General features: G+C 50.5%; 6 protein-coding genes. 2 read left to right on the top strand and 4 right to left on the bottom strand.

Going from position 1 to position 17,339, the window contains the following annotated elements; translation table 11 throughout:
• Positions 1–152 precede the first annotated feature (152 nt).
• Positions 153–554 carry a DUF2721 domain-containing protein gene (locus AC5FXQ_RS19475; protein ID WP_493604080.1) on the bottom strand — a complete coding sequence of 134 codons (402 nt, stop codon included), beginning with the start codon at positions 552–554 and terminating at the stop codon, positions 153–155.
• Between the two features lie 21 nt (positions 555–575).
• Entirely contained in the window at positions 576–1,115 is a 540-nt protein-coding gene (locus tag AC5FXQ_RS19470) for a hypothetical protein (RefSeq protein ID WP_493604079.1), read from the bottom strand.
• 963 nt (positions 1,116–2,078) lie between these two features.
• Between AC5FXQ_RS19470 and AC5FXQ_RS19465 the strand changes: the two genes are divergently transcribed.
• On the top strand, positions 2,079–11,969 hold the full coding sequence (locus AC5FXQ_RS19465) for a T9SS type B sorting domain-containing protein (protein ID WP_493604078.1): 9,891 nt from the start codon (positions 2,079–2,081) through the stop codon (positions 11,967–11,969).
• A 27-nt stretch (positions 11,970–11,996) separates the two neighbouring features.
• A complete protein-coding gene (locus AC5FXQ_RS19460) occupies positions 11,997–12,950 on the top strand; it encodes a PorP/SprF family type IX secretion system membrane protein (RefSeq protein ID WP_493604077.1) in 954 nt (317 codons plus the stop codon).
• 352 nt (positions 12,951–13,302) lie between these two features.
• Here AC5FXQ_RS19460 and AC5FXQ_RS19455 read toward each other — a convergent pair whose 3' ends face one another.
• Both AC5FXQ_RS19455 and AC5FXQ_RS19450 read right to left on the bottom strand, forming a co-directional pair.
• A complete protein-coding gene (locus AC5FXQ_RS19455; RefSeq protein ID WP_493604076.1) occupies positions 13,303–15,885 on the bottom strand; it encodes a M14 family metallopeptidase in 2,583 nt (860 codons plus the stop codon).
• A gap of 138 nt (positions 15,886–16,023) precedes the next feature.
• The gene (locus AC5FXQ_RS19450) at positions 16,024–16,836 is read right to left on the bottom strand and encodes a PepSY domain-containing protein (RefSeq protein ID WP_493604075.1); all 813 of its coding nucleotides are present in this window, start codon (positions 16,834–16,836) and stop codon (positions 16,024–16,026) included.
• Positions 16,837–17,339 lie beyond the last annotated feature (503 nt).

The raw sequence follows: 17,339 nt of genomic DNA, 5'->3' as shown, positions 1-17,339 counted from the left end.
ATCTCTAACTTTAAACAAATAGCCACAAAGGTAAGCAATGATGGGTAAAATTATACCTGCTTGTCGTGTTGGAGGTAGGAGAGTTACAATTGAAACAGCTACAAGGGGCAGTTATAGGATATTGATGCTATTATCAGGATGTAAACCGTTAGCTATTGTGCTGAACTCTCCTCCAGGTCATTCAACTCTAGTTCCAGTGCCTTTACCGATATCTGTATCTCGCGGAGGGCGAGTGCCAGTGAGATCATCAGCAACAGCAAGCTCAGGCCGAAGGTGTACTTGCCGACGGTGTTGTATCCTGCAAAGAGAATGAACATACAAAACACGCAACCAAACATACTGGCAATGCCAAAGGCTTGCATGTTCCGGATCAGTACCAGGCGGATGCGCAGGTTTTCAATCTGCCCATATACCAGATGGTTGTGCGTGGAAGCATAGCGGCTTTTCAGGCTCCTGATCAGGTTGGCGAGCGCCATGAACCGATTGGTGTAGGCCAACAGCAATAATGAAATGGCCGGAAACAGCAGGGCAGGAGTAGTGAGGGTTATTTCCATCGGCCTAAAAGAGGCTTGAGTTTACTTTATACTTTTCAGGAAATCTTCATCGATGGGGTCGTCCTCGTCTTCGTCAGCCTGTGGCGCATCAAAGTCAATCTCCTGCAAAGCTTCCAGCCCTTCCAGTATCAGGTCATCTAATTCTTCTTTTGAAGTGGCATCCAGGGTTTGCTCAAACAGGGCCAGCAGATGTTCTCGCTGCTCGTTCACAAAAATCTCATGATACAGGTTGTCAAACAAGCCTATCTTCTTTTGGATGATCTTGTCAATTTCGCGTGTGCTTTTTGCTTTGACCGCCTCCTGTAAGAGCTGCAATACATCTTTGGCCCCTTCATTGTCGGCCAGACGGGCATAAGCTTTAATCAGGGCAATGGCCACGCCCAATCGCAGGCGTTCGAACCGGAATCCCACCTCATCTGCCACTTTACCTCCTTTGGTGCGGGAACTCTGCAAAGCTTGCTCCAGCTGCTGGTACACAGCAGTGGCCGGCTCCTCAAATACTTGTGGCGGAGCAGGTGCATAGGCGGTTTCAAGTAATAGCTCAAAGCTCTTGGCGCTCATATCAGAATCTAACTTAGGTAAGAGATGTGCAAAGGTAATATTTTGTGATAGGTTTTACTAAAATATAACCGCTACCAGCTAACTCATAACAATTCATAAACTGTGATAATATTTAGAATTCATTCATTTATGGCAATAGTTGAATGTTGCAGTAAGAACTTTGAAAAAGTAAAGTTACCTTTTGTTGGTTTATTCCTTTATATTAAATAAAATTTGCATAGTTTTGAATTATTGAAACTTTGTATTTTAGTCTGGCTCAGGTTTAAATAAGTGGTAAAGAGGCGATTTAAGCTTCTGGTAGCGTCTCATTCGCGATGCGAGTTTCCAGCTAACTTAGGTTAATTTTAACTGTATTTATTTAATTTATTCCTTATATATTTTAATTAAACTGGAATAGTTTAAAAATGCATAGAAGCAAAGTTATATTTGTTGTTTTGGACTTATGGTCTGTTACATTGTTACTTTATACTGTATGCCTTTATTAAAAATTATTGTGACCCTTGAATCAGTTGAAACATTAACCCCGCCTGTATGGAAATAAGCTCTACTCGAAAAATCACCCATTTTCTTGCGATTTTACTTTTAGGGATGTTACAGTTAGTAGCATCCCCTAATGTGTTTGCGCAGGTGCAGACAGTTTATATCGATTTAACTGGAAAGCCCAATGGCTACATGGAGTCCCCATCAGTTAAAAGAAGCGGTAGCGCCTGTGGTGGAAGCAACTGTGTGCAAATAGTTGTTACACTGGATAAGGATGCTTCCCAAATGGAGCTAAGCGTTCCATCTGGAGCAGAGCCTGGCGGCGCAATGTACTATACTGTTGACTGTGGTACACAAACATACCCGGTTGGTCAGCTAATGTGTATTCCCCGAACAGGATCAAACACCATTACCTTAACAATTTGTAAACCTGGTGGTAATTCGAATGTTTATGCTATAACTTCCTTAGCAGCATTTGAGGAGATGGCTCCTGTGTCTGTGATTGGAGGATGTTCCAAGCAGCTCAGTGCGCCAGCTACTTTTCTGGAGGGTTCAATCAGATGGGAGGATGTTTCCGGACAAGGGTATGAAAGGTTTTTAAGTGATGTGACATCAGCCAAGCCTTTTGTAACACCAGATGAAACAGCGCCAGCGTCTGTAGTTTATCGTGTTAGTGGTTCTGTGATTTCTAGTGAATGCGCAACCAGCTCTGCTTATTCTGATGAAGTAGAAGTTACCTTCTTACCCAAGCCAGTTGTTTCCATTGGGCCTGACCCAGCTATTATTTGCCCAGGAGGAAGTAGTACCACGCTCACAGGAAGTGTAACAGGGGGCGACGGAGAGTTTGACTATTTCTGGTATGATCCCAATAATACACTTGTTGGTAGGAACCTAACCTATAATGCTACGACAGTTGGAACGCACAAATTTGTTGCTGTTCCCAAAAACCATGATAATTGCCAGGAGTTCTCGGCGGCAACGACGGTCGTGACCAACCTGACGGCCAATGCAGGAGAAGATCAACTTGCCTGCGCATCTGGTACCGTGCAGTTGGCAGGTACTGTAACAGCAGCACTGGGCGGCCGCTGGACTACGAATGGCTCCGGTACTTTCTCTAATGCTGATGACCTAAATACGGTCTACACCCCTTCTGCGGCTGATATCAGCAGAGGCTCTGTTCGTCTGACCCTTACCTCGACTGGCAACGGTAACTGTTCGGCGGTGAGTGACGAGGTGCTGATCACCTTTTATAATATGCAGGTGGCCCTGGAGGGTACACCTGTTATCTGTAACGGTACATTAGGTACGATCACAGCCAATGTAACAGGCGCTCAAGGTACAGTGCGTTATCAGTGGAGCAATGGCGCCACCACTGCTTCCATCAATGGTTTGTCTGCCGGTAACTACACTGTTACAGTGACAGACGAGAAGGGCTGCGCCATATCGCAGTCTCTCACGATCACCGAAGTAACCGGCCCCTCTGACTTCACTGCGACACCTATAAACCCAACCTGCGGTGACAGCAATGGTGTCATTATTGTGACGGGCGTAACTGATGGTACTGGTACAAATACCTACAGCAAGGATGGTACAAACTTCCAGTCTTCCAATACTTTCAGCGGACTTGCGCCAGGAAACCATACTATTACTGTAAAAGATGCGAACGGCTGTACGGTTGCTAAATCCTTCACACTAACCAATGTGCCTGGGCCAACAGCCGTAACGGCAACATCGGCCCCTGCCAGCTGCCACAACAATGACGGTTCTATTACAGCAGGCCCGGTAACAGGTGGCACCGGTACGATGGAGTACTCCATCAACGGCCGTGACTTCCAGAGCAGCACTACCTTTACCGGCCTTGCAACTGGTGACTATACCCTGACGGCCCGCGATATCAATGGCTGTATAGTTACTACTTCAGTTATTGTTGAGCAGCAGACCCTGACTACCTTTACTGCTACACCGGTGGCTTCTACCTGCGGCAACCCGAACGGCACGGTTACAATCTCTGGTGTAATAGGTGGCGTTGGTGAGTTGGAATACAGCAAGGACGGCCAGACCTACCAAGCTTCACCTATACTTACCGGTTTTACTGCCGATACCCATACGGTGTGGGTGAAAGACGAAAGAGGCTGTTCCATCAGCAGAGAGGTGATTATCACCAACACCCCTGGCCCAACTGACTTTGCGGTTGACCTCAAAGCCACTACCTGCGGCGACAGCAACGGCGAGATCAAGGTAACTGGCGTAACCTCTGCAGGTAACCGTACTTTCATGTACGCGATCAACAGTGGCACTTTCCAGACGGGTAATACCTTCACTGGACTGGCTGCCGGAATCGCTTATACGATCACCGTGCAGGACGACAATGACTGTACCTTCTCCAAATCATTTACCCTGACCAATGTAGAGGGGCCATCAGCTTTAACGGCAAGTGCCGCACCGGCCAGCTGCCACAATAACGATGGCACTATTACAGTCAATGGGATATCAGGAGGTACCGGTACGATCGAATACGCGATCAACAGTGGCACTTTCCAGACGGGTACCACCTTCACGGGTTTGGCAGAAGGCGTCTATACCTTAACAGCCCGTGACACCAACGGCTGTACCGTGAGCACATCCGTAACAGTAGGGCAGAGCGTACCAACTAATTTCACGATTACACCAAGTGCGGCAACCTGCGGCAACGCCAACGGATCCGTAATAGTGAGTGGCATTGTAGGAGGAATTGGTACTTATACCTATAGCAAAGATGGCCAGAACTTCCAGACTTCGGCTACGCTGACGGGCTTGGCAGAAGGTCCGCACACCATTACTATAAAAGATGCCCGTGGCTGTACCTTCTCCAAAGAAGTGAGAATTGAGAATATACCTGGCCCGTCTGATTTTGCCTTCACTGCCAATGCCTCGAGCTGCGGTCGCAATAACGGCAGCATCGAAGTAGGCCTTGTGACAGGCGGCAGCGGTTCTTATACCTATAGCATCAACGGTGGTGATTTCCAGACTTCCAATACTTTCGCCAACCTGACGGCTGACACTTACCGCATCACAGTAAAAGATGGTAAAAACTGTGAGTTCACGAAAGAAGTGACTGTGACGGATGTGGCAGGTCCTACTAGCTTTGCCGCTACTGTGAGCAACACAACTTGCGGTGCAGCCAATGGCGAGATCCGGGTAACTGGCGTAACAGGCACTGCCGGTGGCTACAGGTATAGCCGCGATGGTGTGAACTTCCAGGACTCGCCTGCCTTCACTGGTCTGGCAGTGGGAGAACATGTGATCACGGTTAGAGATGTCAATGGCTGTACTTTCTCCAGAACCTTTACACTTATTAACACCCCTGGCCCAACAGCGGTAGCAGTTACTACACTTGCAGCTAGCTGTCAGAATAACGACGGCCGCATTACAGTGGGTAATGTAACAGGTGGAACGGGTACCTATACCTACTCTATCAACGGAAGAGATTTCCAGGAAGGCAATGTTTTCAATGGCCTTGCCGCTGGTCCTTATACCGTGACGGTAATGGACGGGAATGACTGTACCATCACCCGATCAGTAACAATAGGCACCAACGTGCCGACTACCTTCGCCTTCACCACCAACCCGTCTACCTGCGGTAACAGCAACGGTACGATTACGGTGACTGGTGTAACAGGCGGTACAGGTCCATATAAGTATAGCAAGGACGGCCAGAACTTTGGTGACGACAATACCCTTTCTGGTTTCTCCGCCACTACCCACACCATTTGGGTGCGCGACAGCAAAGGCTGCGTGGTTTCCCGCCAGATTGCGGTAAGCGACATCGCTGGCCCTAGTGACATCGTGGCGACTGCTACAGCCTCTAGCTGCGGTAACCCGAATGGTCGCCTGACTGTGACAGGGGTAACAGGCAATACGGAAACGTATACCTACTCCATCGACGGTGATAACTTCCAGGAGTCAGCTACTTTCGAAGGTCTGTTGGCTGACGACTACACCATCACGGTGAAAGATGAAAACGGCTGTACGTTTGCAAAAGGCTTTACCGTAACGGATGTGGCAGGCCCAAGCTTTGTAGCAGCGGCTGAATCCAGTACCTGCGGCGACAGCAACGGACAGATCGTGGTGAGCAATGTGACAGGCGGAACGGGTTCTTATCAATACAGCCTGAACAACGGCACCTTCCAGAACAGCAATAGCTTTGCGAACCTGGCCGCCGGAGAGTACATCGTTTCGGTGCGTGACGAAAAAGGCTGCGTGGCTACTCAGACAATCGAAGTAACCAATATTCCTGGCCCGACTGATATCACGCTGGCTGCAGTATCATCTACCTGCGGCAATAGCAACGGTTCTATCACGGTGAGTGCAGTAACTGGAGGAACTTCGGACTATACCTACAGCCTGAATGGCGGCGCTTTCCAAGAGTCGGCTACCTTCACAGGCTTAGCGGCACGCACCTATGCCATCACGGTGAAAGACGCCAGAGGTTGTACCTTCACCAAAGAAGTAGAAGTGCAGAACATTGCTGGTCCGGATGGATTGACTGCAGAAATAACAGCCTCGACTTGTGGTGCCGCCAATGGCGAACTGCGTATAACCCGTGTTTCTGGTGGAACAGAGGGTTATACCTACAGCCGTAACGGCGTGAACTTCCAGGAAAGCGATCTCTTTACAGGATTGGCTGCCGGTGAGTATACCATCACGGTGAAAGACGCCAAAGGCTGTACCTTCGCTCAGAAGTTCAATGTAACCAACACCGGTGGACCAACAGCTGTAACGGCCACTACCCAGCCAGCCAGCTGTCTGAATAATGACGGTTCGATTACGGTGGGTACGGCAACAGGCGGTACAGGAACCTATACCTACTCCATTGACGGTACCAACTTCCAGGAGTCGAAGAACTTTACTGGACTGGCCTCCGGAGACTATACCGTAAGAACCAAGGACGGTAACGGTTGTACCGTCACCACCACAGTAAAAGTAAACACCAACGTACCGACCAACTTTGCCAGTACATCCATCGCTTCTACTTGCGGCGACAGTAACGGCAGTATTACGGTGGGGACTGTAACAGGTGGCACCGGTACTTACGAATACAGCAAGGACGGAGAGAACTTCAGTACTAACGCTACGCTGACAGGTTTTGCGGCAGGTTCGCATACTATCTGGGTGCGCGATAGCAAAGGCTGCGTGTTCTCCAAGTCAGTAGCTGTGAGCAATATTGCAGGTCCCGAGTTCACAGCGACACCAGTTGCGACAACTTGCGGCGCTGCAAATGGAAGCATCACGATAAGTGGTGTAACAGGCGGTGTGGGTCCATATACCTACAGCATCGATGGCGCTAACTTCCAGAATGGCCTTGTATTCGAAAATGTGCTGGCTGATACCTACGAGGTGCTGGTGAAAGACCAGAACGGCTGCTTGGGTTCAGTAACTGTAGAAGTTGAAGACATCGCTGGACCAAGCGACTTTGAACTGACCGCTGCGTCCTCTACCTGCGGCGACAGCAATGCCAGCATCACAGTAGGTGAGGTGACAGGCGGTACGGCTCCGTTCGCATATAGCATCGACGGCCGTAATTTCCAATCCGGAAATACGTTTGCAGGGCTGGCTGCCGGTGAGTATACCATCACGGTGCAGGATGACAATGGTTGTGAGTTTACCAGGACCATTGAAATAGATAACATCCCTGGACCAACAGATATCACGCTTTCAGCCGAATCCTCTACCTGCGGCAGCGCCAACGGCACGATCCGTGTAACAGGCGTGACAGGCGGCAGCTCTACCTATACCTACGCACTGAACGGTGGCGGCTTCCAGGAAGGCACTACTTTCGAAGCTGTGCTAGCCGGCACTTACACTGTTACGGTGAAAGACGCCAACGGCTGTACCTTCAGTAAGGAAATCGTGGTGGATAACATTGCCGGACCTACTAACCTGACAGCCGAAACGACTTCTTCTACCTGCGGCAGCGCCAACGGCGAGATCAGAGTAACAGGTGTGACAGGCGGTACTTCAGATTATACCTACAGCCGCGACGGCGTGAACTTCCAGGAGTCGAATGTATTCACAGGATTGGCTGCAGGTAACTACAGCATCCGCGTGAAAGATGCCAATGGCTGTATCGTGACAAAACAGGTAACGGTAACGAACACTGGCGGGCCGACTGCGCTAGCGGCTTCTTTTGCCCCTGCCAGCTGCAACAATAATGATGGCAGTATCACAGCAGGATCGGTAACTGGCGGCGTAACGCCTTATACCTACTCCATCAACGGCAGTGACTTCCAAACAGAGACTACTTTTGGAGCACTTGCTTCAGGAGAGTATACCCTGACGGTGAAGGACGCCAATGGCTGTACCGTAACGACAAAGGTGACGGTAACGAATGATGTTCCGACTACTTTTGCCAGCACGACTTCTTCAACTACCTGCGGCGGCAACAACGGCACTATCACAGTAGGCGAAGTAACGGGTGGTTTCGCTCCTTATACCTACAGCAAGAATGGAGTGAATTTCCAGGAATCAGCGACACTGACTGGTTTTGTGGCCGGTACGCACGCCATTACGGTGAAAGACGCCAAAGGCTGTACCATTACACGCCAGGTGCAGGTGAGCGATATTGCGGGTCCTTCCGAATTGTCAATAGCTGTAACAGCTTCTACCTGCGGCGACAGCAACGGACAGTTTACAATAGGTGAGGTGACGGGTGGAACTGCTCCTTATACTTATAGTATAGATGGCAGCAACTTCCAAAACGAAACTACTTTTGCAGGACTGGCTGCCCGCACCTACGAAGTAACCGTGAAAGATAAAAACGGTTGTACCTATACCCAGTCTGTTACGATTGAGAACATCCCTGGTCCGTCTGATTTTGTGGTAACGTTGAAGAGCTCCAGCTGCGGCCGTGCAAACGGTAGCGTAACTGTGGGTGAGGTAACAGAAGGCACAGCGCCTTATACCTACAGCAAAGATGGCGTGAACTTCCAGGAATCAGCTACCCTAACCGGACTGCTGGCAGGTGAGCACACGATCACGGTGAAAGATGGCAATGGCTGTATAGTTGCCAAGGTCGTGACGATAGAAGATGTAGCCGGTCCTAGCGACATGATCCTGGCCAGCATTTCCTCTACCTGTGGCAGCGCCAACGGCACGGTCAGCGTGACAGGTGTGACGGGTGTAGCAGGTGGCTATACCTACAGTATCGACGGCAGCAACTTCCAGGAGGGCACTACTTTCGAAGGTGTGCTGGCAGGCAGGTATACCGTTACCGTGAAAGACGCCAACGGCTGTACCTTCGGAAAGGAGATCATAGTGGATAACATTGCAGGGCCTACTAACCTGACAGCATCCATGACCGCTTCTACCTGCGGCGCAGCAAACGGTGAACTGACGGTAACGAATGTTTCAGGTGGAACGGAGTCTTATTCTTACTCTATCGACGGTAGGAATTTCCAGGCTTCTCCAACTTTCACAGGTCTGTCAGCAGGAGAATACACCATTACCGTGAAAGACGACAAAGGCTGTACCTTCGCGAAAGCCTTCACAGTTTCTGACATTGCTGGTCCTTCGGCAGTGGCGGCAAGTTCACAAGCGGCAACCTGTGCCGATAACGACGGCCGCATCACGGCTGGCACGGTGACAGGTGGTACGGCTCCTTACGAGTATAGCCTGAACGGCGGTGCATTCCAGTCCGGAACTAGCTTTACAGGTCTGGCTTCAGGAGAGTATACCCTGACTGTGAAAGACGCCAACGGTTGCGAGACAATGACTACCGTAAAAGTTGACAAAGATGGTCCGGGAAGCTTTGTTGTCTCAACCAGCAACTCAATCTGCGGCAGCGATAATGGCAGTATCCGAATCACTTCAGTGGACGGTGGCGTGGCGCCTTATACCTATAGCCTGAACGGTGGCGGTTTCCAAAGCGGAGCCAGCTTCTCGGGACTTGTGGCAGGAGAGTACACAATCACAGTGAAAGACGCCAACAACTGTACGCACACCGAGACCATCACCATCAACAACGTAGCCGGCCCTTCTGACCTCACCGCTTTAGCCCAGAACACAACCTGCGGCAGCAGCAACGGACAGATCAATGTGACCAACGTAGCGGGTGGAACGTCTTCTTATACCTACAGCATCAACGGTACCAACTTCCAGACTTCCTCAAACTTCACAGGTTTGGCTGCTGGTGAGTACCTGGTGACAGTGAAGGATGACAACGGCTGTACTTTCGCGAAAGCGGTGACAGTAACCAACACCGACGGTCCGGAAGGATTTGCCACTACGACAAAAGCCTCTACCTGCGGCGCCAGCAACGGCAGCGTAACAATTGGTGCAGTGACCGGAGGACGCGCTCCTTATACCTACAGCAAGGATGGAACAAATTTCCAGACTTCAGCTGAACTGACAGGTATGGCGGCAGGCAACCATACGGTTTACATCAAAGACGCCAACGGCTGTACCTTCAGCAAAGCAGTAGTGATCGAGAACATTGCCGGTCCGACTGGCTTTGAGCTTGCATCCACAACAGCTACCTGCGGCGAAGCCAATGGCAGCATCACGGCAAGTGGTGTAGCAGGTGGCAAAGCGCCTTATACCTATAGCCTGAATGGCGGTGACTTCCAGAGCGAAACAGTCTTTGCCTCCATAGCGGCTGGCGAGCACACCATCACGGTGCGCGATGCCAACGGCTGTACTATCGAGAAGAAAGTAGTGGTAGACAACGTAGCGGGTCCTTCGTCCTTGACTGCAAGCACAACCGCTGCCTCCTGCAACACAAATGACGGAGCCATCAATGTAAGCCAGGTAACTGGCGGTGTGGCACCTTATACCTACTCCATCAACGGCACGACTTTCCAGGCCGCTACTGCCTTCGCGGCACTGGCGCCGGGTGAGTACGATGTGACGGTGAAAGACGCCAATGGCTGCAGCACGGTAACAACTGTGACAGTTAGTGAGAAAGGTCCGAAAGAAGCGACGCTTACAGCAAACAAAGCTGCTTGCGGCGAGACAAACGGATCGATCACAGTGACAGCAGTAGACGGAGGTACCGCGCCTTATACTTACAGCCTGAACGGTGGCAGCTTCCAGAGTGCAGCTACTTTCGCTAATCTGGCAGCGGGTGCTTATACCATCTCCATCAAAGACGCTGAAGGTTGTGCCATCACGGTAGAGCAGGCAGTGCAGAGCAGCGGTGGAGTAGAAAGCTTCACTGCAACCGGTACGGATGCCAGCTGTGGTGAGCGCAACGGTCGTATCGCCATCAGCGAGATCGTAGGTGGCACAGCGCCTTATACCTACAGCATCGACGGAACCAACTTCTTGACTGAGCCAAACTTCACCGGTCTTGCCGAAGGTGAGTACCAGGTAACGGTGAAAGATGCCAGCGGCTGTATTCTGATAGAGGCGGTAACGTTGCAGAACAGCCCAATGCTAACCGATACGAAGTTTACAGTATCAGCTGCCACTTGTGGCGATAAAGCTGGTGAGGTAACTGTAACAGAGGTAACCGGCGGCACGGCTCCTTATACCTACTCACTCGACGGTACTAACTTCTCTGCTTCAGCCACACTGGCGAACGTAGCAGCCGGAAGCTATACCCTGACCGTGAAAGACGCCAAGGGCTGTACCTTCACAGTGCCGGTAACAGTAGCTGGTCTGTCTAGCAAAGTGGCGAATGTAAGTCACATCAGCTGCTTCGGCGACAAGAACGGTACTATCCTGATTGAGGCTACCGGCGGCGACGCTAACACAGAGTACAGCATCGACAATGGCAAGACTTTCCAGAAAAACCCAGAGTTCACGGGATTGGCGAAGGGTACTTACCAGGTGATCACCCGCTTCTCTTCTACTTGTACGATCACATTGGGTGCAGTAGAGATCAAGGAGCCGGCCGCACTGCAAGTAGAGATGGCCGTGACAGATGGTTTACCTGGCAAGCCTAACTCAGGCAGCGCCAAAGTGAGCACGATCAGCGGAGGCACAGCGCCATATGTCTACTCGCTTAACGGTGGGGAGTTTGTATCAGAGTCAGAGTTCCTGAACCTGCGCGGTGGCAAGCACTACCTGAAAGTGCGTGATGCCAACGGTTGTATCACTGAGGTTGAATTTGACGTGACGAGCCTCGGCGAACTCGACATTCCGAACGGTTTCACACCGAACGGTGACGGCATCAACGACACCTGGGTGATTCGCAACCTGCCGGAGACCTTCCCTAACTGCAGAGTAACGATTTACAACCGCTGGGGTAGCCCGGTATTCGAGTCGAAAGGATATGGCAAAGAGTGGGATGGTACGAACAATGGCAAACGACTGCCAGACGGTACTTACTACGCCATCATCGAGTTCGGTGACGATACGCCGGCAGTTAAGACATCAGTGACCATCATGCGTTAAGTTTCGCCATTTTAGAAAGAGACCGTTATGAAAAATAATATTTTAATACTCTGCTTCCTGCTGATCGCTTTCACTGCATCAGCCCAGCAGAAAGCCCTTTACTCACAGTACATGACCAATTACTTCATTCTCAACCCGGCTGTAGCTGGGTTTGAGAAAGATGTAAGTGTTAAGATGGGCTACCGCAACCAATGGGTTGGCTTTGAGGGAGCACCCAAAACCTTTTATCTGAGTGGGGAAGGGGCTTTGTTCAACCGGCACCTGAAGCGCAGCCGCAAGACACAAGGCTTCCACGGCGCAGGCGGCATGGTCTACACCGACCAGACAGGCCCAACTACCCGTACCGGTGCCTTGGCTTCTTACGCCTACCATGTGCCTTTGAACCGAAAAATTTACCTGTCGTCTGGCTTCTCTGCCGGTTTCCAGCAGTTTCGTTTTGACCCAGCTAAAGTGCGCCTGGCAGACGGTTCTAACGAGCGTGACCCCGTGACTAACCATGGCCGGGTGGATGCCTTTATGCCAGACCTGACATTAGGTACTTTCATGCACTCAGAAGACTTTTACTTCGGTATTTCCCTGTTCCAGGTGCTTGGCAACAAGATACACGAAGTGGATGGGGGAGAAGAAGCGAGCCGCCTTTCGCGCCACTTGTTTGTGTCGGGAGGGTATAACTTCGATGTGCACGACAAGATCCGCCTGATGCCTTCTGCTTTGCTCAAATATGTACAGGGCGCTCCAATCCAAGCTGACTTCAATATGAAAGCCGCCTACCACATGAGCAAGCGACGCCAGAAGTCAGTGTACGATGATCAGGTATGGGCAGGTGTCTCTTACCGCACCCAGGATGCCATTGTAGGTTTAGTAGGTGTGCAGTTTCAGGAGCAGTTCCAGCTGAGCTATACCTACGATATCACGGTTTCGCCGATGCGCCACCAGAGCGCCGGTTCACATGAAATTGTGCTAGGCTACCGCTTCAAATAAGATACAAGTCCATCGTTCCTAAAAGAGAAAGGCCAGCGCATTTGCGCTGGCCTTTCTCTTTTTGTGAGGCTTACTTATTCTATGTTTAGACCCACATTTGAGAGTGCTTGGGTTTAAGTTCTGTCTGAAGTTGTCCTTTGAAAGTAAAGACGTTTTGTTCTACTTTTTGTCATCCTGTAAGGATCTTGGTAAAGATAGCCACAACCCCGCCAGCAGCATAAGCTTAACCTTTGGAGGTAGGGGCCTGTATTTTAACCAAGTTTCTTTACAGAATGACATTAAGTTTCGAACTGGTTTTCTTAGAATCAAACGACCTATCTCTTGGAGATTAAAGGTATAAAGCTATATCACTTTAATGCGCTGCTTCCTCGGCACGGGCGGAGCTTCCGCTGATGATCTGGCCGAAGAAAATGCTGTTGAGGAACAACTTGTTGGTGCCGAACCAGAAGGCGCGGAAGTTAGGATTATCCGTCATACCAATCACCTTGCCACCACCCAAAGCCGACACTGAGATCGCTGCACTGTTTCCAAGCTGCTTCAGGTTCGGTTTGGAAATGTAGCCGCTCAGCAGTGGGTTGGCTGTATATACCGCCGGGTTGGCATAAGGGCTCTTGGAAGGCTCCATGAACAGACGGTTGTCGCGGAACACAGGCAGCTTGCTGTTGTAGTAACCATAGCCCAGCGGATGCGTCAGGTCGAGGTTAGTTTCAAAGATAGCACCACCGATCACCTGTGCACCAGTCGTGTTGCTCATAGTAGCGTATGGCAGTCGCTCGGTGCTGTTATTTTCGCCCTGCTTGAAGGTGAAGTTGCCAATCTTATTATCCGCAAGCCAACGGGTTGCATTGCCCATGCCTACCAATGTACCGCCCTGCTGCACCCAGGTGCGCAGTCTCGTCTTTCCGACCTCCGAAATGCTACCGTAAGAGCCATCTGCCATGACCATCACATTGTAACGGCTCAGGTCAGCGCGGTTCACAGACTCGGCATTGATCAGACTAGTGACGATATCGAAACGGTGGTCGAGCAGGTGCCAGGCCTCACCGGCGTCGTTACTGTTCACGCCGTCGCCGATCAGCATGGCTACTTTAGGTTGCTGCAAGGTATAGATGCCCGGGCTCCCAAGGTTGATGCCTTCGGTGAATCCGGTGCTGATCGCGTGCACCATGATGCCGTTGTCTTTTGCGATCTGCGTCATCAGCTCGTGTATGCGCTCTGCACTGACAGGCTGACTTGTCACAGGTATCAGGATGGTGCCATAGTCAAACTGTTTTCCATCGGCCGTGAATTTGCTCGTCGTCACTCTGGCCTGCAAGCCGTGGTTGAAGAGGGTGTTGAGGGCTCTTGGCGCATAGTAACCGTGCCACTCAAAAGCATAGGCGTAGGCGCTGTTGCCGCCTACTAGCTGGCCCGCAGGGAAGTCAACGGAGGCAAGTTTCTGGCCCAGCATGTTGCGCTTGAACTGGCGGGATGTCAGGTTAGCGTGCTCCAGGTTGAAAGCTAGCGGCAGTGTCCAGGCCGATACGTCGTAAAACAGGCTGTCCTGGAATGAGGTACGGCGCTCAAACATACCTTCAATCAGCTTGTACTGTGGCTGGTTGGTAGGCACGATGTAGCTGTTCTCAGGGGTATAGGTCACATTGTTGATCGTGAACTTCTCCTGCGGACGGTAGATGTCGATTTGGTGCTGGTGGATGATCTCAGCCAGGTGATAAGCACGGGCCGGATCTTTCTCGGCGCTGAACACATAAGCACCAACCGGAGCTTTAGCAGACTCTTTCAGGGCATCGCGGTAAAAATCGCGCTGATGGGTTAGCAACTCTTCGCGCATGTTCTGCACAGCCTCCAGAGTAGAAAGGGTGGTGGTGAACTGGTTGCGGATGGTGAAAGGGAAAGTCAGCACACCGTTCACGCTCTCCTGTGCATGACCTCTGGAACTTGCCTGCTCAAACAGGATACCGATGGCACCGTTCACATCCGGGTAAGTTGAGCCTTTGCCATAATAGAAGTCATCAAAGCTCTCTTCAGTATAGTAAAACGAACCGATCTTGTCGAGGGCCTTGGCATGGAAGCCGGCAATCTTTTTGGTTAAGTCGTAATTGCGGGCTGGCGTGAGCGGGTGGTTGCGGCTCGGTATACCTGGCTGGAAAAAGAAAGTAGAGTTGGTCCCCATCTCGTGGTGGTCAGTCAGCACGTTTGGCTTCCACTCGTGGAACTTAGCCAGTCTTCCTCTCGACTCCGGGTGCTGCAGCGGCAACCAATCGCGGTTCAGGTCAAACCAGTAGTGGTTGGTACGGCCACGTGGCCAGGCCTCAGCAAACTCTTCGCTGTTCGGGTCTGTCACCAGGTTTTTGCTGCGGTGCGTGTTTACCCAGCTGGCAAAGCGGTTCAATCCGTCAGGGTTGATAGAAGGGTCGATCAGGATCACTGTTTCGTTTAGCAGCTTTTCAATCTCAGTCCCCTGAGCCGCAGCCAGGTGGTAGACAGCGAGCAAAGAGGCATTGCTGCCGCTCGGTTCGTTGCCGTGTACGCTGTAGCCCATCCACACCACGCCCGGCATGTTCTTGATATCGAGCTTGCCAGATGCATTCGGGTCAGTCAGCTGACGGTGCTGTTCCTTGATGCGTTGGATGTTTTTGTGGTTCTCGGGTGAAGTGATGGTGAGCAGGTATAGCGGACGGTTTTCGTGGGTGCGGGCATACTCCTCAATGGTAATGCGGTCGGAGAGTTGCGCCATTTGTCGCATGTACATGGCCAGCTGGTCGTGGCTCACGTGCCATTCGCCTACGTTGTAGCCCAGTATGTCTTTGGGTGTCGGAAACTCTTTGTTGTAGGTTACATCCTGCGGGAGGTAGTAGGAGAGGTCTGCCTGCGCCATCGTCCACTGGCTTAGAAAGACCAGTGCCGCCGTGGCGAGTGCATAAATTTTTCTCATGGGTACGGTTGTTTTAAGGGTGATCGTGAAATAAGGTTAGGTATGCAATTTCCCCTTTTGCTTCGCCTTTTCCAAAAATAAAAGCCCAGCCAGTAATGGCAGGGGCTTGGATGATCGGGCGTTAAAAGCTGATTCAGATTAACCGATAACCGGCCGTCTCCGATCTTGTGGTCTGGCGGTGTTTTTCCGACGTGAGCCACTGCTCACAAAGTAAAGGGCAAAGCCCGAAAGTATAGTCACAATACCTGCAATAGAAAAGATGCGCAGCAGGAGATTACCAAAGTTGTCGCGCCCCTGGTAGTCCATGGTGTGCAGCATCCAGAGAAAGTCAAATACACGCCATTTGTTATTACGGAACTTGGTGACCACCCCCTGCTCGGCGGCTACATAAACCGTAGTTTGGGTAGGATGCTCCATAGTTACAGCCCAGGCGGGCAGGGCGCTGCCACGGTACTCATGATGCCCGTTTATGTTTTCCTTTGTGATATACTCTACGTTGGCCACCTCCACTGAATCTATAAAGCTATGGCGGGCGAGTTCGATGGCCTCCTGCTCGTTCAGTGCCGGGCGCAGTTCGCCGGTTTCAGCAAGAGCAAGTATGGTTTGGGCTGGCATATGGTTCTGATTATGGCCCGCCTCGCGAGTGCTATGGTCATTGGAGGTATGATAGGCTATTTGGTAATGTGGCGTGCCCAGGATGTCAATCAGCTTTAGGGATGTAACTGTAGCAGTAGCAGGTAGCTGTGCCAGCACCTCGGCAGGCGAAACCAGCTCCAGGTCCTTTCCGAAAGCCATACCACCAGGCTTTCGCTGGTGGTCGCCATGTATCTCGTCTATGTCGCTGAAGCTAAAATAGATGCCTCCAATAGTCCACATGATGAACTGTATACCTGTAATCAGGCCCAGGTAGCGATGCGTTTTACGGATGCGGAGATGGGTCTTTCTTTTCATGGCTCTCTTATAAACAAGCAATCAATATACACTATAACAGAGCTTGTTGCAAATCTTGAGGAAGACAACTTTGTGTCATACCCGCGCATAAATTCCCTCAATTTCAGTGGACATTTTTAAAGATTTTTAAGGTGGAAATAGAAAAATCTTTAAAAATACAGCAGAAAAAATAGTGCAATTATAATAAGGCTAAAATATATATAGGTATTCATATTTGTTTGTGTATAGAGTGCTAAGGCAGAATAGGCTATTCAAACCTATATTGTAAACTATAACATTAGATAAGTTATAGTGCAATAAAATTAAATGATATTATCAATAACTGGACTATAAGAATTAAAATTAGTAATTTTTATATCTTAATCATGAAACCTTTATAATTAATAAAGGTAATAAGCTGTTAAGAACCCTACTCTAACCCTATTAGCCAGTGAGTGTATTTATTGATTATCTGTCGAAATCAGTCTGTGACATCATAGCAGCTATGGTTATAGCCGCTATGC

This window comes from Pontibacter sp. LHS1 (assembly GCF_058932855.1).
The sequence above is the reverse complement of the archived record's forward strand: the minus strand, read 5'-3'. Positions and strand labels throughout refer to the sequence as shown.